This window comes from Brachyspira intermedia PWS/A (assembly GCF_000223215.1).
Taxonomy (GTDB): domain Bacteria; phylum Spirochaetota; class Brachyspiria; order Brachyspirales; family Brachyspiraceae; genus Brachyspira; species Brachyspira intermedia.
The window spans coordinates 512,351-534,264 of record NC_017243.1; the positions used below are offsets into that span (position 1 = coordinate 512,351).

Genomic DNA, 21,914 nt, shown 5'->3' on the forward strand with positions numbered 1-21,914 from the left:
AAGGAGAAAAATATGAAAGTATTAATACATGGAACAGGAGTTATGAGCTCAATTTTAAAAGAAGTTATAGAAAAAGAAGGAGAATTAGAAATATCAGGTTTTGCTGATGATTTTACAAATGAAAAGGGAGATATTATTATAGATTTCTCTCATTTTTCAAGACTTCCTGCTATGATAGATTACAGTTTAAAAAATAATATACCTATGGTTATATGTACTACAGGTTATGATGAAACTATGCTTGCTAAGATAGTTGAAGCTTCTACACATGTACCTATAGTATTATCATCTAATACTTGTATAGGAATAAATCTAATGAATGAAGTAGTTGCTAAAATAGCTCCTCAACTTAGAAATTTTGATATTGAAATCATTGAAACACATCATAATAGGAAAGTTGACTCTCCAAGCGGAACAGCTAAGAGTTTATTCAATATTATTAATGATGCTTTAGATAATGAAATGTTTTTAGTTAGCGGAAGAAATGGTCTTCATGTAAGAGATAAAAAAGAAATAGGTATGCATTCTATAAGAGGAGGTTCTGTTGTAGGAGAGCATAGCGTTATTTTTTATGGAGATGATGAGATTATAGAAATCAAACACTCTTCTACTTCTAGAAGAATTTTTGCTAATGGTGCTATTAAAGCTGCTAAATTCCTTATAGGTAAGAAACCTGGTCTTTATAGAATGAAAGAGGTTTTACAATAATAAATATTTTGAATAATAAGTCGATAATGCTGTAAACAATTTATTATAGGAGAATACTGAAATGGATATGTTAGAAAAATCAGAAGATATTATTGCATACATTAAAAATTCTAAAAAGAAAACACCTGTTAAAATCTATATAAAAGGAAATTTATCTGAAATAAAAACTAATGCTAAAGTATTTTCTTCAGGAAATTTTCATTTTGTAGTTGGAGATTATGAGGATATAAAAGATATATTAGAAGAATATAAAGACTCCATAGAAGATTATTATTTAGAAAATGATAGAAGAAATTCTGGTGTTCCTACTTTAGATTATTTTAATGTTAATGCCAGAATTGAGCCGGGTGCTATAATCAGAGATAAAGTAACAATAGGCAATAATGCTGTTATTATGATGGGAGCTGTTATAAATATTGGTGCTGAAATAGGAGAGGGTACTATGATAGATATGGGGGCTGTTTTAGGCGGACGTGCTATTGTAGGAAAGAATTGCCATGTTGGTGCAGGTGCTGTACTTGCTGGCGTTATTGAGCCTCCTTCTGCTAAACCTGTAATTGTAGAGGATAATGTTGTAATAGGTGCTAATGCAGTTATTATTGAGGGTGTTCATATTGGAAAGAATGCAGTAATTGGTGCGGGTGCTGTTGTTATAGAAGATGTTGAAGAAAATCAGGTGGTTGCTGGAAATCCTGCTAAAGTAGTAAAAACTAAAGATGAAAAAACTGCTGATAAAACTAAATTAGTAGATGATTTAAGAAAATAATTTTAATTAATTTTTTAAGCCTCTGTATTATAATTAATACAGAGGCTTTTTATAATCTTTATAATTTCATCAAATATTTTTTATAAAAAATATTCTACTTTTCCATAATACAAATTGACAAATTAAATATTTTTGGTAAAATATATGCATTATTATATATAATATTATTGTATGTAATATTGTATCTGAATATATTAATTAAAAAAAACATCTATGGAGAATCGTTATGGAACTCAATAAAAACATAGTTCAAGTACCATACTCGCTTATAAGAGAACTTACCGAAAAAGCACAGAAAAAAGAAAATGCTATAATGCTTACAATAGGTGAACCTGATTTGCTGCCTCCTAAAGAATTAATTGAATACGGATGTGAATACGCTAAAACTCATACTTTAGGCTATACTCAATCAGGCGGAAGCGAGCATATAAGAACATTAGTGGCTAATCATTATAATAAATATTATAATTCTGATATTAAAGCTGACAATGTAACTATGCATATTGGTTCTATGGAAGGTATTTCTTCTGTATTTAGAACTATTTTAAATATAGATGATGAAGTTATAATACCTACTCCTTTTTTCTCTCCTTATGAACAGGCAGTAAATCTTTCTTATGGTAAATGCGTGTTTGTAGATACAAGACCTGATCATCTTGTAATTAAGCCTGAAGCTATAGAAAAAGTAATAACAAATAAGACTAAGGCTATACTTTTCAGTAATCCAGGAAACCCATCTGGATATATGCTTAAAAAAGAGGAGATGGATGAGCTTGTTAAATATTTCGAGAAAAAAGATATATTTATAATAGCTGATGAAATATATTCTGCTATATCATTCTATCCTTTTACTTCATTTGCTTCTTATCCTTCTATAAAAGATAAAGTTATAGTGCTTAATGGTTTTTCTAAATCTCATTCTATGACAGGCTGGAGAATAGGTTATAGTATAACTCCTGAATATGTTAGAAAATGTTTAGTTAATGCTAGCTTTAACAATGTTGGAAGTATGGTAACTCTTTCTTGTGCTATTGCTGAATATGCTTTAGAAAAATATCCTATAATAGAAAGTTTCAGAGATATTTATAAAGAGAGAGCTTTCTTCTTAGCTAAAGAATTAACAGATTTAGGGTTCGATGTTATAGAGCCTAGAGGAGCATTTTACTTATTTGTAGGATATGAGAAATTTTCAAAAGAGCCTTCACTTGATTTTGCTATGAGATTATTAGATGAAACAGGTGTTGCAGTAGTTCCTGGTATTGCTTTTGGAAGCGAGAATTACTTTAGAATAGCTTTGACTCAGGATATACCTTTATTGAAAGAGGCTGCTAAAAAAATTAGACAATTCGTACATAAGTGATCATAAATTTATATTTGACGGCAGGAAGAATAAAAACTTCTTGCTGTTGAATTTTGATTAATTATCAAAGAATATATTTATAACAGCATTAGCATTTATTATACTTATAGGTCTTATATAATATTTAGTTTTTTCTAATACAATAAATCTGTCTTTATCAACACTGGAATTTTTATAATTCATTATGTATTTAATTCCATTTGAATGAATAGATGTATATTTTACATTTAAAGTTAATCTTTCTTCATCATCTTCTTTATAGTGATTTACAATATCAAAATAAAGTGTTTGTTCTATTTTATCGAATTCTTGATTTTCTATTATTTGAAATTCTGCTATTATTATTTTTGATCTATCATTTTTATTGAAATAATCATATTTGAAATCTATATTTTTTATATCATCATAGTTTTCTGCAAATAGTTCTTCATTGTTTTTAGAATCTTTTATTTCTTTTAATAATGTATAATTCATTCTATCATTTAAAATAACTGAAGTGAATTTACTTGATGATATTCTCTCTTCATCATTAACTTTATAATTTATAAATTTAAGTTTATATTTTGAAATTTCTTCTATTGAAATATTATTTTCAAAGTGAATTTTTTTTCTATAATTGCTTCTTACATCATCATAAGAGGTTTTAGCATTATCATAGAATGTAGGTATAACATAAGAGAAGAATGATAATTTTTTAGTATTTAAATTATATAAATAAGCACTTGCTCCCAAATATCCTGTAGAAGAAATCCAAGGGTAAGCACCTAAACCTAATAATTCAGCACTTTTTCTATTTATGTATTTGCTTCTCATCTCTCCTGTTAGAAGTTTTACAGTTCTGTTATCATTATTTTGTTTGGCTTTTTCTATATTTTTTATTGTATTATAAAGTCTTGAAAGTATAGCGAAAGCAAATAATTTATTAAATGATGCATGCTTATTTATCATAGAATCAATACTTTCAGCAATACTTCTAAACATCTTTGCCAATTCAGGCATATTTTTAACTTGAAGTTTTATACTTAATTGTTCTGCAATATCGAAATCTTTTTCACTGCATGAATAAAGTCCTTTTTCAAAAATATTTTCTATGTAGTCTTTTGAGAATTTTAAAATGTTTTCATCTATTTCTTTATCTTCTTCTTTAATTTCTTCAAGTGAATTGTACATCTGTTTGTATTTAAGTATTGCTATTATTTTATGAGCACAAAGAGAAGAATCTTTACATGAACATACAGCCTTTTTTATACTGTCTTTTTTTGGAAAATAGATAATGACATTTTCTTCAGGTATATTTATTTCAAGCATTGCTTTTTCTTCTATATCTGCTTCAATATCATCATTAAATCTGTCTAGAGCATATTCAAAATTTCTTTTGGTGCTTGATTTTTTTATTTCATCATAACTAATATTTTTTACTTCATCAAATATATTATTTTCTTCTTTTATTTCTTCTGTTTTTGTATCATTTTCTATTGTATTATTATTGCTTTCATTTTCTTTATTTTCTGTATTTAGATGTTCTATATATAAAAGCGACATTATAATATGCTTACAAATATCTTTTGAAGGGCAGGAACATTTACTTGATTTTATATCTTCATCATTAAGAATTACTTCTATTTTTTCGCCTGTATCTATAGTAACTTTTATTTTATCTTCTGCTTCTTCAATTTGTATTTTTTCAGGGCTATTATTTATAATATTATCAATGTCTTTTACTGAACGGTTGTATATACCTTTATTTGTTAGAGTAAGTAAGAAATTTTCATTGATGTATTGTTTTAAGTTATTAATTTTTTCAGTCATTATAAACCCTATATCATTTTTTATTTAAATATTGTTTGTAAAAAAATAATTAATTCATCTAATATATTCGACTCTAAGTAATTACCGCATTCTTGGAATAATCCGCCTATTGTATTTCTCTTTTTGCATCTTACAGATATAAATGCAAGTATTTTAGCTTTTAATATATGAGCTTCATTATTTCCTTGATCTATATAATTATTAGCGCATTTGAATAAACTATCAATGCAGTTGTTATATAAATCTTTATCATTTTCTAAAATTATTTTTTCAATTAAATCTTCTAAACAGCCTGAAGTTTTATCATCAGTTTTTGTTGTTAGAAATAATCCTTTGTCATCATAATAATAAATATTTTGATTTTGATCATATTCGCATTTTATAATATCATCAAAAATATTAAATCTTTTTTTGGCATTATTTTCAGCATCAACAACAATTGCAAGTTTTTCTATATTATTATAGTTGGAAGTTTTTATAAATGAATTAATATTCTTTTTATTATCAACTTCATTGATTGGTATTATATGAATAGTGTTATTATCTTCTATAAAAGATTTATCATATTTTCCAACTATAAATTGTAATCCTAATTTCTTACTAATTAAAAGGGAGCATAAATCTCTTTCATCATTTCCTTCAACTAGAAGAACTTTTTTAGCCATTGGATTTATTTTATGTTCCATTATTCTATCTTACCTCCCAATTATCCATAGCATTATTTAATTCTTCATTGTTGTATATTACAGCTTGATACTTATACATTTCTTTTTTATCTGCTTCTATTCTTACGCCTTGAATATCATCATTTGAATTGTATTCATTTTTTACTTCATTATAAACATCATTGAAAGCTTTTATGCATTCATAGGAATGAGTAGTAGCAAAAAGCTGAACATTATTTTTTTGGCACACTTTAAATATAGATAACCATAAATTATGTAAAGCACTGTAATGAAAACCATTATCAATTTCATCTATAAGCAACACTCCATTAGTAATAAATGGTATGCTGACTATGTAATTAAATATTTTATATACTCCTGAGCCTAATGCATTTATAGGTAAATATCTGTCAAGTCCTATGTCGGCCTCACAAATTTTGTCAGATGATATTCTTATTGACTCTATATTTGGTATTATAACTTTTAGACTATCTATAATTATTTTATCCATTTTGAAATTTTGTAGTTTATCAAACAAGGATACAGTATTATTTTTTACTCTTGCTTCATAAGATGTGTAATCATTAAAAAAATAAAAGTTAAATAATGAAGATCCTAAAATCACTGAACGTACATTTACATCATTGTCAATGGTATAACTATGATTAATAGGAGCAAAACTATTATCAAGCTGTCTATTATTATTTATAAGTAATGGAAGTTTTATAGTTTCTCCATTATTATTTTGTATTTGATAATAAATACCATCTAATGCATTTTCTGTTAATGATTTTATAGAATATATATTTAATTCTTTATTTGAAGTTTTTATATTTATAGGATTAGTATAATTAAAGTTGTGAAAAATCAATTCTAAATTATTATTCAAAGGTATATCTCTTTGCAAAAATGAAGAAGATAAAACTGTATCACTCCTATACATATTAGAATATAAAAATAATGCCTCCAAAAGATTGCTTTTTCCTACGCTGTTTTTGCCGAATATTAAATTAAATCTTTTAAAACTATCAATAGAAAATTCTTTGAAGCATTTAAAATTACTTATACTAATATTTGGTATTTGAATATCATTCATAATTTTTATTCCGTTATTAATTTTATAGTAAAAAAATAATATACTAAAATCAATATATTGTCAAAAGTGCGAGCCGCACCACCAACCCGCACGGTATCGCTTATTCTTATCGAATGCCAACTATACGTGCAGCTGATTACTTATTATTATACAAAAAACAAACAATTTATTTTACATATAAAACCTACTTTCTAAAAAGGAATAGTATTTTATACTATTAATAAATCAAAATTACATTCATAAATAAGTCAAAATTGACAAAATATAATTGTTTAGGTATATACTAAAAATTTTTAAGTTTATAAAAAATTATTTTTATATTGTTATAAAACTTTTATATTGCAAATAAAAAGAGTATACATTATAAATGCATACTCTTTTTATTGTTTATTTGTAATTTTATTTTAGTCTTTTTTAGTTTTCATAAATAGTATTAAAAGCCCGCTTGCTATGAAGTTACTAGCATAAGTACCTATAACAACACCGCAGAAGAATGTAAATGCAAAATCATAAAGTATGAATCCGCCCCATATCATAATGGCAAGTGCAGCAAGTAGGGTAGAAATACTAGTGATTATTGTTCTTCCTACAACATTATTCAAACTTATATTGACAATCTCTTTGAAAGGTTTCTTTGAATCAGCATTCTCTCTTATTCTGTCGAATACTACTATGATGTCGTTGATTGTATAGCCTATCAAAGTAAGCATTGATGAAAGAACTAATACAGAAAACTCTTTATTTAAGAAAAGAAGTATACCGAATACTATAACAACATTATGTATAAGAGTAATTATTGCAGGAAAAGCATATCTGTAATTAAATCTTATAGTAATGTATATCATTATGATAATCCAAGATACGATTATCAAAATGAATGCCAATTTTAAGTTGTCAGCAGATACTACACCGCTTATGATGTTGCTTCCTATTAACCTAACTTTTTCCTGAGTATATTTATCATAAAGAACCTGCATAGCTCTGTCGGATTCTTCATTAGAACCTCTGAATCTTAAAAGGAAAGCATTTACATTGTCAGCACCTTCAAGTTCCTGTATATTAACAGTCTCTGTTCCGAAATTATTATATAAAGCTCTTATTTCAGCAATATTAATTACTTCAGGATTATCTATCTGTACTTTTAATTCAACACCGCCTGCAAAGTCAATACCCATATTAAAGCTGTTTGTAGTAAGTTTGTTTATAAATAATGCTATAGAAGCTATAAACAATATAGATGATACTACAGCAGCTATAGGCATAATTTTAACAAACGGTATCTTATTTTTTGTCAAATCATTATTTTCTTTTTTTATTTCTTCACTCATTTACAAAATCCTATTTATTTTTAAGCAGTTATATTAAATAAAGAAGAATCCTGCTTTCTTTACCACTTTGGTACGTATTAATTCTTCATAGATATATCTTGTAATAAATACAGCTGTGAATAGGTTTATTAAAATACCAAAGAACAAAGTAATAGCAAAACCTTGTACAGGGCCGCTTCCAAATATCCAAAGTATTAAAGCTACAATTATAGTAGTGATGTTAGAGTCAAATATTGTGGCAAATGCTCTATCATAACCAGAAATAATGGCATCAGCAACACTAGATTTGATTTTCAATTCATCTTTTATACGCTCAAATATAATAACATTGGCATCAACAGCCATACCTATAGTAAGAATAAGTCCGGCTATACCAGGCAATGTTAAAGTAAATCTTAAAGGTGATAATACAGCTATAATTAGTACTACGTTCACAAGCATTGCAATAGTTGATAAAACTCCAGATACTCTATATACAGCTATCATAAATATAGCAACTAAAACAGCAGCCATAAGTAAGGCAGTAGCTCCAGCTTTAACTGAGTCAGCACCTATAGACTGTCCAACAACTTCCTCTTCTACAATACTAACATTAAGAGGCAAAGCACCTTCTTTTAATATTCTAGCTAAGTCCTGAGCTTCTTCCAAAGTGAATCTTCCTGTTATTACGCCTCTTCCGCCTCTTATCTCATCATTAATATTAGGAGCACTTATAACTTTGTCATCTAATACTATAGCAAGCATTCTGTTTTTATTTTGTGCAGTAACTTCAGCAAATTGAGTTGATCCTTCAGCATTAAGTTCAAATTCTACAGTAACCTCACCAAATTGACCGCCGCCTACTTGAGCATTTATTAAAGCACTTCCCTCTAATGAAGGTTCTTTATTAACTATAACAGGAGCACCTCTTACTCTTCTTCCGAAATCATCTTTTTCACTGTAGAAATAAAGCTGTTTTCCATATTCTGGAACTTTAGCTGTATTAGTGAATACTCCCATAAGCATATCATTAGTAGTTAAAGTAGCTGTAGCTTGTTCATCAACCAAATTGAAAGTTAAAGCTCCCTGACTTAATACAACACTTTTGATTCTGTCTGGGTCTCTTGCTCCGGGAAGTTCAACAACTACTCTGTCCTCACCTTGCTTTCTTATACCTACTTCACTTACTCCGAATTGGTCTATTCTTCCTCTAAGTCTTGATATAAGTCTTTCCATAGCATCATTTTTCTCTTCAGCTGTAAGAGATGATACTGTTCTGTCAAGTCTGTTTGCATACTCTTCAAAATCAGCCTGAAGAACTATTCTTATACCGCCTTGTAAGTCCAAACCCATATTTACAGATTCGCTTCTTAAACGTTTAAGGGATTGAACATTATCTATTTGTTCTTTAGTATATCCTTTAGCTATCATTTCATCTAAAGACATATTACTTTCTTCTTTCTTTTCATCAGATGTGAAAAAATACCATCTTACTGTAGGAGTAATAAACCAAGCCATTACACCAAGTCCTATAATGATGAATGCTAGTCTTAAATTATGACTCATATTATACTGTCCTATTATTATATTTTTTATTTATTCTCTTAATTATTCTTTTTTATCTTCTGCCTGAGCTTTTTCTAAATCTTCTTTTATTTGATTTTTATCTTCTATGGCTTTTTTATCCTCTTTTTCTTTTCCTCTTTTTTAGGAGGGTTTAACATTTCTTCTGTAACTACAGCTGATATAGAAGATTTAACTATTTCCATTTTAGTATTTTCACCAACTTTAACTATTGCAACTCTTCCGTTTTCTTTGTCAGAAACATATTCAGCTATTATTCCGCCTGCTACTATTACTTTATCGCCTTTCTTTAATTCAGCTATGCTTTGAGCTAATTTTTTTTGCTGTTGTTTTTGTGGTCTTATTAATAAAAAATAGAATATAGCAAAGATTACAACCATCATACCTATAGATACTAATGGGCTTCCTCCTGCCTGAGCTTGAGCTGCTCCTTGTGCATATAATGTAGCTGTGAACATTCTTTAATTACCTCTTGATTTTTTAAAATTTTTTTGATATTATATCATATTATCAATAATTTATACTTATGTCAATATTTTTTCTAATTATTTACTATATTAAAGTAATATGTTTTAATTTTAATAGTTTGCAAAATTAAAAAAAATATAAAATATAACTTGATTTTTTTTCACTAATATGTTAATATCTTAAGCAACTACCAGCTCGGGTGATGGAATTGGTAGACATAGCAGATTTAAAATCTGCTGGTCCTTGTGACCGTGCCGGTTCGATTCCGGCCCCGAGCAAATAACAATCAATTTATGAAACGGAGTGAATAGAGTTTGTAGTGTAATACCTATAAACTTTTTTGTATATTGAATATGGTAAATAATCACGATAAACTTTCTAAACAAAATATTATTATTCTAGTAATAGGTCTTGCTATTTTTGCTATTAGTTTCCTCTTTATAGCAATGGTAGGACAGCACCCTGAAGGTTTTATGGGATTTTTAGCACCTTTTACTATGCTTATTGGTATTGTAACTATAGTAGCTGGATTCCTATACAAATCTAATTCTTAATATAATTATTTAATTCTCATTTCCGAACAATTTTTGATAAATATTATTTTGTTCTTCCAAATGCACTACAAATCCAACTGCGATCTTATTTTCTGTAGCTTCTATTATTTTTCTAGCTCCTTCTTCTCTGAACCCTCCGCATAACTCTATACAGTCAATACCTTCTGATTGTAATTCTTTAGCTATTTTACATGCTTCTTCTATATTTGAAACTCCTATGATTTGTGAAACGCCATTATGTATAGATGCTTTATCTTTTTTACTGTCAAAAATTTTATCCATTATTAAATAAGCGAATTTCATTTTTATTCTCCAAAAAAGTATTTGCTTTATTATAATATAATCGCAAAAAATATAAATAGGGTCAGGTGTTAGGCGGAGTTATAAACTCTAAAATTTTTAGTATATACCTAAACAACTATATTTTATCAAAAATAAATTTATATATTTGTTTTGATATCTGGGGCTTTGCCATTACGAATTACACAGACGTGCCTGAAGCGTACCCGAACAAAGTCCAATACGGTGAGGTAAGACCCTACTTCTTTTGCCGTAGGCAAGTCCCTACTCAGTGGTGTCCATACGAAGCCCACCTTTGGTGTATGCTAAATTTAGATTATATTTTACATTTAATAAATATTTTTAAAATATAAAGTTCTAGCATTTGCGTTTTTCGTGTAGCGTATCCGAAGGATAAAGACTTTGACGAAGTCCGCAGAGCGTGTGCGACAAAAAAGTAGATAAAATTACATAAAGGCATCAGTTGACAAACTTAAAAATTTTCAGTATATACCAAATAATTATGGTTTGTCAATTTATATATTTTCAGCTATCATAAAAATATTTTTTAGTTTAAACTGAAAAATTTCATTAAATCAGCAAGTTTTTCAGTTTCTTTTTCCATATCAATAACTATATCAGCATTAGTTTTTACCAAATTGCTATTTTGTTCGGCACTGATATCAACACTATTAACGGCACTTTGAACTTCTCTTGCAGAAGCATCTTGCTGAGTAGAAGATTCAACCATTTGACTTACTATATGACTACTTTCTCTAGCTTTATTAGTGATGTCTTCCAAAGCATCCATAGTTTCTTTTATTTTTTTATTTCCATCTTGTATCTTTTCTATGCTTGTATTAACTATATTCGTAATATTTTTTACAGATTCCTGAGAAGTTTGTGCTAGATTTCTTACTTCAGAAGCTACAACAGCAAATCCTTTTCCTTGTTCTCCGGCACGTGCTGCTTCTACTGAGGCATTAAGAGCAAGTATATTTGTCTGCATAGCTATATCATCTATCATCTTTGTTATATTTGATATTTCAGATGTAGCTTTTGTAATATCTTCCATAATAACCATAGATTCTTTTGATAGATTATAACAATGTTCGCTTGAATTTGTAAGCACTTGTATCTTATCATTAGTCAGTGCTATATCATTAGTAGTTTTATCTATAACTTTTAATGTATTAGTCATAGTTTCATTTATAAGTTTTAAATCATCTCTTTGTTTTTCAGTTCTATTTGATAAATCTATTGTACCGGCACTTACATTCTTACTTGCATTTTCCATAGTATTAGTAGTGTCCAATATTTCTTTTATTATATTTGATAATTTATTTTGAGTATTTTGAATAGAATTAAATATCATTCCTATTTCATCTTTTCTTTTGCTTAAAGAGTTATTCTCATCAGGAGTTAAATTGCCACTGCTTAGTTTTTCAGATATATGCATAACTTTCAATATAGGATCTATTATACTTTTCTTTATCAAAATATTTATAATAATCAAAAATACTATAATAATAATAACAGCTAATATGCAAGTTACAACAGCATTTTTTATGTTTTCTTTTACTATAACAATTTCAGGTATATTTACAAGTAAGGCCAATGAATTATTATTATCTTTTAATGAATCTAATGGTATTAAAATATTAAATGTTTTTTGATCATCTATTTTGTTTACGAAAGAATATTTATTATTATTATTTATATTATCAGTTATTTCTTTTGAATGATCTTTATATATATCAGATATTTGTTTTCCGATGTTTTGAGTATTAGTTGCAGCAAGTATAGTACCATTTTGATTAATTAAATATCCAACCATACCATTATTTGTAGATATATCAGAAACTATTGAAACTAAATTATCAGCTGAAAAATCGACACCTATCATACCTAAAAATTTACCTGAATTATCTAATATAGGCTCAACTACACTAACAGTCAATACAGTTCCTGCATCTGCATAAGTATCATCTTTTTCTACATCACTTATATATAATTGTTTTGTATTTTTAGGTGTAGTATAATAATCAGGATTTTCATCAAATTCATCTTGATAAACTTTATCATAAGTAACTACATTATCATCATAGAAATATGAAGGACCATATCTTCCATCAACTTCAGAACCATAATCTGTGTCTATAAACTCATTATCTCTGCCATCAAAAGCATTTTTTTCCCACATTTCATATATTGAAAATAAATTTTTATTATTTTTAAGTGTATCTCCTAAGATTATTGCATGCGATTCTCTTGTAACCGTTCCATTTTCTATATCGTTTCTTAATGATGATGACAATGTTCTTAATGTTGATATATATGTGAGCATTTCTAATTCTATATCTTTGGCATATGTTGTAATCATATATTCTGTAGATGCATAGCCTTTTCTTTTAGAAGTAGAAATGTTATGCGTTACCATATAAGCAATAACAGCTACAAACATTATCAATATAGATACTGTAAGAAGTATAAATATTTTAAACTGAAGTCCAATAGATTTTTTATTTTGCATAGAATAATCCTATTTATATAAAAAATTAATTAATATTTAATATACAATAGTTTTATATTTTGTAAAAAGAATATTTGATATTTTTATATTATTTTTACAATTTTATTTAAAAATCAATTTATTTAACTCTTTTTATTTTCACTTCAAAACGTTCTTCAACCAAATTAATTAATTCTGGTAATTTTTGTTCAGCAATCATTCTTAATTTTTCTCTTTCTATATTTTGTGCCGGAGCTCCAAGCATAATGGAATGAGAAGGTATTTTGACATTTGACATTACAGCAGATCTTCCTCCGAATATTACTCTATCACCTACTGTAACATGATCAGCTAATGCCGCTTGTCCGCCTAATATACAATGATTTCCTATTTTAGAACTTCCTGCTATTCCTACCTGAGAAACTATAATAGAATGCTCTCCTATATCGCAGTTATGTGCTATCTGTACTAAATTGTCTATTTTTACGCCTTCTCTTATTACTGTAGAACCTAATGTGGCTCTGTCTATACAAACATTAGCTCCAAGCTCAACATCATTTTCTATTACAACATTACCTCTTTGAGGTATTTTCATCTGCTTTCCATTAACTTCAAAGAATCCGAATCCGTCATTTCCTATAACAGTAGAAGATCCAATTATAACTCTGTCTTTTACTACACATCTATCATGAATAGTAACATTTGCATATATAGTGCAGTTTTCTCCAATAACTACATTATCTCCCAAAAATACATTAGCTTCTATAACAGAGCCTTTTCCAATAATTGTATTTTTTCCTATATGAACATTATCACCTATATAGGTATTATCAGATATATTTACATTTTCTTTTATTACAGCTGTAGATTCTATAGTGCCAAGCGGATATTTTTTATCTTCAAATAAAAAGTAAAGTAATTTAATAAATGCTTCTTTAGGATTATTATGTATCAATGCAGCTTTATTTTTAAAATCTTTTATTTCATTAGCGGTATCTTCTCTTAATATTAATGCATTTGCATTGCTGTTTAATGCAGCTTCAAGGTATTTGTTATTATCTATGCATACTATGGAGTTTTCTATAATTTCATTGATAGGGGAGAGTGTAGATATTTCTTTATTTTCATCTCCTATTATTTTTTTGCTTGTATAAAATTAGATATATCTTTTATTTTCATAATAAATTTCTCCATTTATTTTATATATAAAAAACTAAAATGTATTAAAGCATGTTAATACATTTTAGTTATTATAAAAAATTATTTTTAAATTATTGTTTTTGAAGTGAAGCTTTAACATTTGCTATAACAGCTTCTGTTATATCAAAGTTTCTATCAGCATAAAGAATAGCATGTTCTGTTCTTTCTAATATTAAAGTATATCCTTCTTTTTTTACTATAGCCATAAGAGAGCTTGCAACCTGTCTTTTAACTTCTCCTCTCAAAGAATAATCTCTGTTTTGGGCTATAGATGTATCTTCCATATTTGTTTGCATAGCATCTCTTTCTTTATACTCTTCTAATTTCAATTTTAATTTTTCAACAAATTCCTCATCACTAGTGAGTTCTTTAATTACTCTTTCTAGATCAATATATCCAACCTTTGTAAGTCTGTAAGATTGAGTAAAAACTCTTGGACTAACGATGGATATAGCAAGTACTGCTATAAATAATAAACTCATAATATAATACTTTTTCATTTTTATCTCCTTAGAATTTTAATAAAAATTGTTTTTATATATTTTTAATAGAATGGGTGGTTCATAGTAAATGCAATTCCCCATCCTCTTCCAAGCCAAGCACCTAGAGGAGTGAAAGTATCTCCTTCAAAATCCTGAAAACCTTTACCAAATCCAACATCTTCTTTGTTATAAACGAATCTCTTAGCAACATAAAATCTTATATTGAATATAGGTATTGTAAGTCTGAATCCGAACCCTACAGAATAAATATATTGAGAAGGATCAAACATATCTTTAATATCCATAAACTGAGAAGGATATGAATGAGCATCTCCATCCTGATTCCATCCAGTACTTCCAGGCATCCATAATTGTCCTGCATCAAAGAAAGTAACAAAGCCAAGAGTTTTAGGTATAATAGGAACACGAAGTTCAGCAAAGAATCTTACTTTAGCTCTACCATAACTCCATGAGTCTGTAGTTGGATTACCATCAGCATCAGGATTTCCTGCCATATCATAAGTTGATAATCCTCTATTTTTCTTGAATATAGTATATTTAGAAGTATCCCATCCTCTTACATCTTCAAATGGATTGAGGTAATAGAGTACATCAGCATCATTTTGTAAAGGAAGTCCTGGAGTAGCAATTATTTGTCCTAATTCTCCATAGAATGCAAATGAAAGCCATTCTGTAGCAGGTACAGCCAAGAATCCTGTAGCACTCAATCTAGTAAGCTGTGTATGTCCAAAATAGAAATCTACCATACCTCTTAAGAAACTTCCTTTAGTAGGGTTCAAATAATCATTTCTGCTGTCTCTAAGCAAAGAATATGAAACAATGAAAGTTGTAAACCAATCACTTTCCCATCTTTCAAAAGAACCATCCTTTTTATTAACTCTATGAGTTAAATATTTTTTTACATCACTAAGAACATAATTAGGACCTGCCGCAGATGCTCCTTGGTCATGCCATTGCTGATACTGCTGTACTATAGTATCAAATGTGATGAATGTTGAATAATAGTCAGCAAAATAATAACCAAGTCTTACTATACCTTCAAAACCATGTCTAGTATAATATGAATATTTAGGTATTCCAAACTGATCTGTTCCTATTTCATATCCAGTGTTTACACCTTCATTGAAGTATGATAAATCAACACCTAAATATATAGGTAAATTAAGTAAATAAGGTTCAGCAAAATTCACAGCTATACGTTTCTGCTGCTCTCCAAATTCTCCGCTTAATCCTAATGTCAATCCCCTTCCTAAGAAGTTATTTTCTCTAATAGAAGCAAATACTTTAAATCCTGAACCAGTGGAGAAACCGCCTCCTCCTGATACCATAGCAGTTTTTCCTTCAGATACATTTAAATTTAATTCCATAAGTCCTTCAGCAGAACCAGGTTTTACTCCTAAATTAATATTATCAAAATACTGAGTATTATATAATCTTTCTTGTACTCTCTGTATTTTTGTTGTATTAAATACTTCTCCCGGTTTTATATCAACATATCTTTCTATAACAAAATCTTTAGTTTTTGTGTTTCCTGATATAGTGATATTTTCTATATGTACTTTATCATTTTCAACTATATCGTACATTATATTTACTATTTTATTTTCTTCATTAACATTAATTACGGGTATAACTTGTCTGAATATATAACCTCTTTCAGAGTATTTATTTTGTATACCTTGATAATCTGCCATATGATACGAGTAATTATATAATGCACCTTTTTTAGCTTTTATATCTTTTTGTATATTATCAGAAGGTATGATGAAATTTCCTTTAAATCCTATATCCCCAAAATAATATTTATCTCCTTCTGTAAGGTATACATCTATTATCAAATCTTGTTCATTCTTTATTTCCGGATTTCTCCATTGATACGTGAACTTTACATTATCAACTTTAGCTCTGTAATAACCTCTGTCAGCATAATACTTAACAATTTTATCTTTATCACCATCGAATGTAAATTCATTAAATTTTCCAAGAGTCATAAATCCATTTTCTTTTGTGGACATTTGTCTTTTAAGTTCGTTATCAGTAAAATGGGTATTTCCATGGAACCTTATATGAGCAACTTTTACTTCGTTACCTTCTACTATATTCATTTGTATTAAAACATCAGAAGTGTCTTTATTTTCTATAACTTTAGGCTCAACATAAGCTTTTAAATATCCCTTATCTTGATAATTTGTTATAATAGCATTAACAGCATCATTTAATTTCTGAGGAATATAAGGATCTCCTGCTTTCATTATAGGCTTTACAGCATCATTAAGGGCAGTTCTGCTTAATCTTTTATTTCCTATATACTCTATGTCTTTTATTATGAATCTTTCAGCTACTACAATATTTAAAACTACTCCATCATCTTCTCTGTTAGCATCTATTGCAACTCTGTCAAATAATTGAGTATCAAATAATTTTTTTATAGCTTCATTTATTTGAGTTCTTTGAAATTTACTTCCAGCTTTTATAGGGAAATTATTTATTATTTGATCTTTTGTAAGTCTCACTTCACCTGTAACATCTATACGGTTTATTGTAAGACCTTCATATACAGCTATATTTCTAGCTGTTCGTAAATTTTCAAAGTCGCTTTCTGCCGATATCAGCAAAGCTGCAGTAAGCAAAAGAAATGAAAATAAAATAATACAATTTTTCTTAATAAATATCACTAAAATCTCCACCGAGTAACAATATTAAAATCTTGTCCTTTTCCTCTTATATCGAAAGGATTTATTTTATACTCAAACACAAAATTTGCAAGTTTATAATTTTTTAATAGAGATACTTCAAAACCAAATTGATGGTCAAAATAGTAAGGGTCTACGTTTCTTCCATTTAAACTAGGTCTTGTTGTATCGTTTACTCTATATGTAACATCGTATTTTAAATATAAATATTTAGAAACATATTTACCTATACCAACACTAGTATTATCCCATACGGATGTAGGATTTATACTGCTGCTATTGGTTACGAATATTAAATTGTTAACTACTGTAGGGCTTAAGTTTATATAATCTATACCTAAAAATTGTCTAAACCATCTTTCTACAGGTCTTAATACTGTACTTCTTAATAGTAAGTCGCTGTAATTCATTGTAAGCTGCTGCAACTGATCACTGTTTATACTGCTTCTATTTGCTGTACTATCTGCAAACATTTGGTCTTCCCTGCTACCAAAAGTTCCTTGAGGTATTCCAGCAAGCTGATTAACTTGATATTGTCCTAAAGCAGGTATAGTATAGAATTTTACCGGCCTTAATGCACTGTCCTCAGATGATAATAACTGAGAAAGTCTTGCGTTCATTTCCATATATAAAGTTACACTTTCTCCTGATAATTCATTTTCATATGATTGAGAAGATGTATTTCCTGTTGAAGGATAATATTTTTTATATGTGTAGGCAGTGGCATCTATTATAGGATCCAAACTATTAGCAGGAGGGAAAGTTACAGAGCCTCTTTCCAACTGATATACATTTTGCAAATAGTATATACTTCCTCGCTCTACATTTATAGTTCCGGCAAGTTCTATTCCATCTAAAAGAGTATTATAAACTCTCATTTTAGAACCTTCTTCTAAATATACATCTCCTACTAAATTATGTGCAACTCTAACCTGACGCCAAGCTTCTATAGTGAAATCCCAATATATTTTACTGAGTATTCCATAAACCCTTTCTCTATATGTACTTCCAGAAGGAAGAGTAGACAATTGAACATCACTTTTCATAAGAGTAAGTATTCCGCCTATTCTAGGTGCTTCCATATTTCCATTTACTGTAAGATCAACGTGAACAGGACCTTTTACTTTTGCTATACCTAAATTTAAATTACCGTCTAAAAGTCCAAGCTGTTCATCTGATGATAATAAATCAAATGCCATATAATTTATGTTGTTTTTGAATAGTTCTGCCTCTCCTGTTACAGTTAAATTTTTCTTATTTCTGGAAGTAAATGTTAAGTTATTAACATTAAACATATGTCCGTCAAAGTTGAAGTCTACTATTGTATCATCAAATATATCATTGAAGTATGCTATTTTTACTTTTTTTCCATGTCCTAAAAATCTTCCATCTATTGCTACATTATCAGCATCACCATGTATATGAGCATATAATGTATAAGGTTTGCCGTCTACTGTAAAGTTTGTAGGAGATGAAGCTATTTCTGTGAATAAAACATTGAATATTTCAAAAACTTCAACATTTATTATATCTGATGTAACTAATAAATCTACTTGATCTCTTTTAGTATTTTTTATAACACCATTTATATTTAACATGTCATCATTATTATACATATAAACTAAATCAGTTCTTGTGTTACCTTCTTCTCCTACTATAGCACCTTTTATACCATGATTTTTAGTATTTGTAAGTAATATATCGTTTTTATCTCTAATGACTGTGGTTCCAAACTCAGGCAGTTTTCTTTTATTTACAGTAATAGGACCTGTTTGTAATCGATATTCTTCTCTTCCGTCTGGTAATTTTCTCATATTATAATTTATATTTCCTGAGAATGAACTCATAAATATCATGTTATTAACTTCTACTGTCATGTTTTGAAGTTCTTTTGAAAAATAGGCATAAGGAATTTTTATTTGCTGTTTTTTTGCAAATGGTTTTGCTGTAAGCATTCCGAAATCTCCGGTTTTGGTTATCAGCACATCTTTTATTTCAAGTTCATTTGCTCTATAATATCCATTTAAAGATATATCAAATTGCATTCCAGGTATTTGAAAATCTTTTATATCAAATTTTTCAAGATAAATTACAGGATTATTCATCAATCCTATTATAGTGGCATTTGCTGTTAATACTCCATAAGCCTGACCGCTTACATCAAAAGGTAATTGATTAACTGTTATTTTACCGTATATATTATTTTTATTTATAGATGTATCTAATGCAAATATTCCGTTATTTTCTAAATCTTTTAATAAGGCAGCAAACTTTGTTATACCATCTGTAGAACTTAATATTCCGTCTCCTGTTATTCTATTTTCTCCGTAAGTTAAAATAATATTTGTAAACATTATGCTTTGATTTGATAATTCAAATTGAGTATTCAAAGCAAATATTGGAGCAAGATTTTTATTGGCCTTTACATTACCATATAAATATAAAGGCTTTTGCATATAATTGTTTATGTCCACATCTACATTTATATCTATATCTTTTATACTTAAAGTTTTAGGTGTTTTAATATTCAAATCTAATATGCCGTTTGTAGCTATTATTCCGCTTGCTATTATTTCTGAATTATCAGTTGAAGCATATATTATTTTACTTCCATTAGTAGATGTTGTACTGAAACCGTTTAGTCCGTAATTACCAGCTGGAGTATTAACATTTCCATTTATTTTAACATTAAAATTCTTATCATATTCTATTTTAGCATTAGCATTTATTCCGCCGTCTTCAGAAAGTCTATAATAAATATCATTAATATCTATAATGTTTTTATAAACAGATGCTCCTATTCTTATCAAGTATTCTTCTGTATATATTTTTCTAGATGAGGCCTGCAGTACATGTACATTTCCTTTTCCTCCAGTATACATGGCATTACTCATAGTGTATTCTACATTTAGAGAAGATAAGTTATCTATTATATTCTGTCCTAATAATACTACAAATATCTCTTGAGGTATTACCCCTTTTGCAGAAGCTATTACAGGATTAGTATTGTCTAAAGAATAGCTGGCATATAAAGGCTGATAATATTCATTTGGTATTAATCTTATGGATATTTCTTTTTCAGGTTTCTTATATAAAAATTCAAATGTCATAGGATTAGGCATAGAATTAGCATAGCTTAATGATGCTATAGTAAATCTTGATTTTATTTCATCATTATCTGCATTAACAACCGGCTTTAAATATACTTTTGTTGATAAATAATTTGCTCCAGCCTTTACATTATTTACATTTAAAGAGACTGTACTTGATATAGGATTATCTAAATCAACTATTCCGCTTGCTATAATATTTCCTTCTAAAACACTAGCATAGGCATTTGACAGTATTATTTTATTATTAGTAAGTTTTGCATCTACTGCTACATTAAATAATTTATCTCTTACATTTAAATCAAAATCTATATGTGATTTTTTTCTTTCTCTAAAAGAATAATATCCGGAAGAATTAATTTCAGCATCTCTAAATGTATTTATATAATTACTTACAGTACTTATAGTTTTATTATCTAATTTTACAAATTTACTAACAATAGGTGTATCTAAAGCTATACTCATAAATTTATGTACAGTATCTTTTGTAAGTTTAATATTTGTAACAGAAAATACTATATCTTCTTTATTATAATTATATGTAAAATTTATGAAATCATATTTACTCTTATTTTGTAGGCCAATAAATATATCATAAAATGTATTAGTAATGAATAAATCATATTTAAATAAATCATTTCTATCATCTCTACCTGATATTTCTGATTTAATATTTGATAAGTTAGTTGAGCTTTCCATATTAAAATTCACTATTGTGTTATCAGGTAAATTTAAGTCATATGAAAGAAAATATCCGTAATCTCTGAAATTACCATTTAAATCTGTAATAGATACTTCTGTAGTGTTATTGTTATCTACTATTTTAGCAGAAAAGTTTTTTATATTTATATTCTTTTCTTGAAATATAGATGTAATATTATTTATGATATCTCTTGAATCTGTATATGAATTTTTATTAGTATCATTACTTTTAAATATGGAAGTATCTAATAAATTAGGATAAAAATCAGCATTATTAATATTTACATCACTTAAAAGATATAAAGGATCTTTTTTTATAAAGATTCTAAATATATTGAATCCTAAACTAGCTCTATCCATTTCAAAAAAAGCTTTTGGATTATTTTTAGAATATAATTTTACATTGTCTAATACTAATTCTAATTTATAGGATATACTTATATCTGATATGTATATATTTATAGGGCTTACTTTATTTATGTATTCTATAACATTATCTAAATATTTTTGTTTATTAGATACTACTAAAGAGACACTAAATAGAGCAGGTATCATAAAAGCTAATAAGGTTGTAGCCACATACATTCTAAATCTAGAA

15 protein-coding genes, 1 tRNA gene and 1 pseudogene are annotated in these 21,914 nt (G+C 27.9%); 5 read left to right on the top strand and 12 right to left on the bottom strand.

Going from position 1 to position 21,914, the window contains the following annotated elements; genetic code table 11:
* Positions 1 to 12 precede the first annotated feature (12 nt).
* From dapB to BINT_RS02310, 3 genes are all read left to right on the top strand, one after another.
* Complete coding sequence (gene dapB, locus BINT_RS02300; protein ID WP_014486945.1) at positions 13 to 708, top strand: 4-hydroxy-tetrahydrodipicolinate reductase; 696 nt, start codon at positions 13 to 15, stop codon at positions 706 to 708.
* 61 nt (positions 709 to 769) lie between these two features.
* Positions 770 to 1,474: a 2,3,4,5-tetrahydropyridine-2,6-dicarboxylate N-acetyltransferase gene (gene dapD, locus BINT_RS02305; protein ID WP_014486946.1), complete on the top strand. Its 705-nt coding sequence runs from the start codon at positions 770 to 772 to the stop codon at positions 1,472 to 1,474.
* A 226-nt stretch (positions 1,475 to 1,700) separates the two neighbouring features.
* Positions 1,701 to 2,834: a pyridoxal phosphate-dependent aminotransferase gene (locus BINT_RS02310; RefSeq protein ID WP_014486947.1), complete on the top strand. Its 1,134-nt coding sequence runs from the start codon at positions 1,701 to 1,703 to the stop codon at positions 2,832 to 2,834.
* Positions 2,835 to 2,891: 57 nt separating this feature from the next.
* On the opposite strand, the gene BINT_RS02315 is transcribed toward BINT_RS02310, so the two are convergent.
* The 6 genes and pseudogenes from BINT_RS02315 to yajC form a co-directional block, all read right to left on the bottom strand.
* Positions 2,892 to 4,643, bottom strand: a complete 1,752-nt coding sequence (locus BINT_RS02315; protein WP_014486948.1) for an SWIM zinc finger family protein — start codon at positions 4,641 to 4,643, stop codon at positions 2,892 to 2,894.
* 20 nt (positions 4,644 to 4,663) lie between these two features.
* Positions 4,664 to 5,329, bottom strand: coding sequence for a DUF3226 domain-containing protein (locus tag BINT_RS02320; RefSeq protein WP_014486949.1), 666 nt, complete (start codon positions 5,327 to 5,329; stop codon positions 4,664 to 4,666).
* 4 nt (positions 5,330 to 5,333) lie between these two features.
* Positions 5,334 to 6,404: an AAA family ATPase gene (locus tag BINT_RS02325; RefSeq protein WP_014486950.1), complete on the bottom strand. Its 1,071-nt coding sequence runs from the start codon at positions 6,402 to 6,404 to the stop codon at positions 5,334 to 5,336.
* Between the two features lie 404 nt (positions 6,405 to 6,808).
* Positions 6,809 to 7,732, bottom strand: a complete 924-nt coding sequence (gene secF / locus BINT_RS02330) for a protein translocase subunit SecF (RefSeq protein ID WP_014486951.1) — start codon at positions 7,730 to 7,732, stop codon at positions 6,809 to 6,811.
* A gap of 33 nt (positions 7,733 to 7,765) precedes the next feature.
* Entirely contained in the window at positions 7,766 to 9,277 is a 1,512-nt protein-coding gene (gene secD / locus BINT_RS02335; protein WP_014486952.1) for a protein translocase subunit SecD, read from the bottom strand.
* A 42-nt stretch (positions 9,278 to 9,319) separates the two neighbouring features.
* Positions 9,320 to 9,753 (bottom strand): annotated as a pseudogene (gene yajC / locus BINT_RS02340) (preprotein translocase subunit YajC).
* Positions 9,754 to 9,956: 203 nt separating this feature from the next.
* Here yajC and BINT_RS02345 point away from each other — a divergent pair.
* Both BINT_RS02345 and BINT_RS02350 read left to right on the top strand, forming a co-directional pair.
* Positions 9,957 to 10,041: transfer RNA gene (locus tag BINT_RS02345), tRNA-Leu, on the top strand.
* A gap of 75 nt (positions 10,042 to 10,116) precedes the next feature.
* A complete protein-coding gene (locus tag BINT_RS02350) occupies positions 10,117 to 10,317 on the top strand; it encodes a hypothetical protein (protein WP_014486954.1) in 201 nt (66 codons plus the stop codon).
* A gap of 9 nt (positions 10,318 to 10,326) precedes the next feature.
* Here the strand turns inward: BINT_RS02350 and BINT_RS02355 are convergent, their stop codons facing one another.
* The 6 genes from BINT_RS02355 to BINT_RS02380 form a co-directional block, all read right to left on the bottom strand.
* Positions 10,327 to 10,620: a DUF6506 family protein gene (locus BINT_RS02355; RefSeq protein WP_041177184.1), complete on the bottom strand. Its 294-nt coding sequence runs from the start codon at positions 10,618 to 10,620 to the stop codon at positions 10,327 to 10,329.
* A 544-nt stretch (positions 10,621 to 11,164) separates the two neighbouring features.
* Positions 11,165 to 13,129 carry a methyl-accepting chemotaxis protein gene (locus BINT_RS02360; RefSeq protein WP_014486956.1) on the bottom strand — a complete coding sequence of 655 codons (1,965 nt, stop codon included), beginning with the start codon at positions 13,127 to 13,129 and terminating at the stop codon, positions 11,165 to 11,167.
* A 118-nt stretch (positions 13,130 to 13,247) separates the two neighbouring features.
* Positions 13,248 to 14,246: a UDP-3-O-(3-hydroxymyristoyl)glucosamine N-acyltransferase gene (lpxD, locus tag BINT_RS02365; protein ID WP_321162746.1), complete on the bottom strand. Its 999-nt coding sequence runs from the start codon at positions 14,244 to 14,246 to the stop codon at positions 13,248 to 13,250.
* 133 nt (positions 14,247 to 14,379) lie between these two features.
* On the bottom strand, positions 14,380 to 14,808 hold the full coding sequence (locus BINT_RS02370; RefSeq protein ID WP_014486958.1) for an OmpH family outer membrane protein: 429 nt from the start codon (positions 14,806 to 14,808) through the stop codon (positions 14,380 to 14,382).
* 44 nt (positions 14,809 to 14,852) lie between these two features.
* Positions 14,853 to 17,486: an outer membrane protein assembly factor BamA gene (gene bamA, locus BINT_RS02375; protein WP_041177185.1), complete on the bottom strand. Its 2,634-nt coding sequence runs from the start codon at positions 17,484 to 17,486 to the stop codon at positions 14,853 to 14,855.
* Entirely contained in the window at positions 17,486 to 21,871 is a 4,386-nt protein-coding gene (locus BINT_RS02380) for a translocation/assembly module TamB domain-containing protein (RefSeq protein WP_014486960.1), read from the bottom strand. Before BINT_RS02380 ends, bamA begins: the two co-directional genes overlap by 1 nt.
* Positions 21,872 to 21,914: the final 43 nt, after the last annotated feature.

Bases quoted from the DNA above. Each gene is read 5' to 3' on its own strand.
- dapB (WP_014486945.1), top strand. From the start codon at position 13: ATGAAAGTATTAATACATGGAACAGGAGTTATGAGCTCAATTTTAAAA.
- dapD (WP_014486946.1), top strand. From the start codon at position 770: ATGGATATGTTAGAAAAATCAGAAGATATTATTGCATACATTAAAAAT.
- BINT_RS02310 (WP_014486947.1), top strand. From the start codon at position 1,701: ATGGAACTCAATAAAAACATAGTTCAAGTACCATACTCGCTTATAAGA.
- BINT_RS02315 (WP_014486948.1), bottom strand. From the start codon at position 4,643: ATGACTGAAAAAATTAATAACTTAAAACAATACATCAATGAAAATTTC.
- BINT_RS02320 (WP_014486949.1), bottom strand. From the start codon at position 5,329: ATGGAACATAAAATAAATCCAATGGCTAAAAAAGTTCTTCTAGTTGAA.
- BINT_RS02325 (WP_014486950.1), bottom strand. From the start codon at position 6,404: ATGAATGATATTCAAATACCAAATATTAGTATAAGTAATTTTAAATGC.
- secF (WP_014486951.1), bottom strand. From the start codon at position 7,732: ATGAGTGAAGAAATAAAAAAAGAAAATAATGATTTGACAAAAAATAAG.
- secD (WP_014486952.1), bottom strand. From the start codon at position 9,277: ATGAGTCATAATTTAAGACTAGCATTCATCATTATAGGACTTGGTGTA.
- BINT_RS02350 (WP_014486954.1), top strand. From the start codon at position 10,117: ATGGTAAATAATCACGATAAACTTTCTAAACAAAATATTATTATTCTA.
- BINT_RS02355 (WP_041177184.1), bottom strand. From the start codon at position 10,620: ATGAAATTCGCTTATTTAATAATGGATAAAATTTTTGACAGTAAAAAA.
- BINT_RS02360 (WP_014486956.1), bottom strand. From the start codon at position 13,129: ATGCAAAATAAAAAATCTATTGGACTTCAGTTTAAAATATTTATACTT.
- BINT_RS02370 (WP_014486958.1), bottom strand. From the start codon at position 14,808: ATGAAAAAGTATTATATTATGAGTTTATTATTTATAGCAGTACTTGCT.
- BINT_RS02380 (WP_014486960.1), bottom strand. From the start codon at position 21,871: ATGATACCTGCTCTATTTAGTGTCTCTTTAGTAGTATCTAATAAACAA.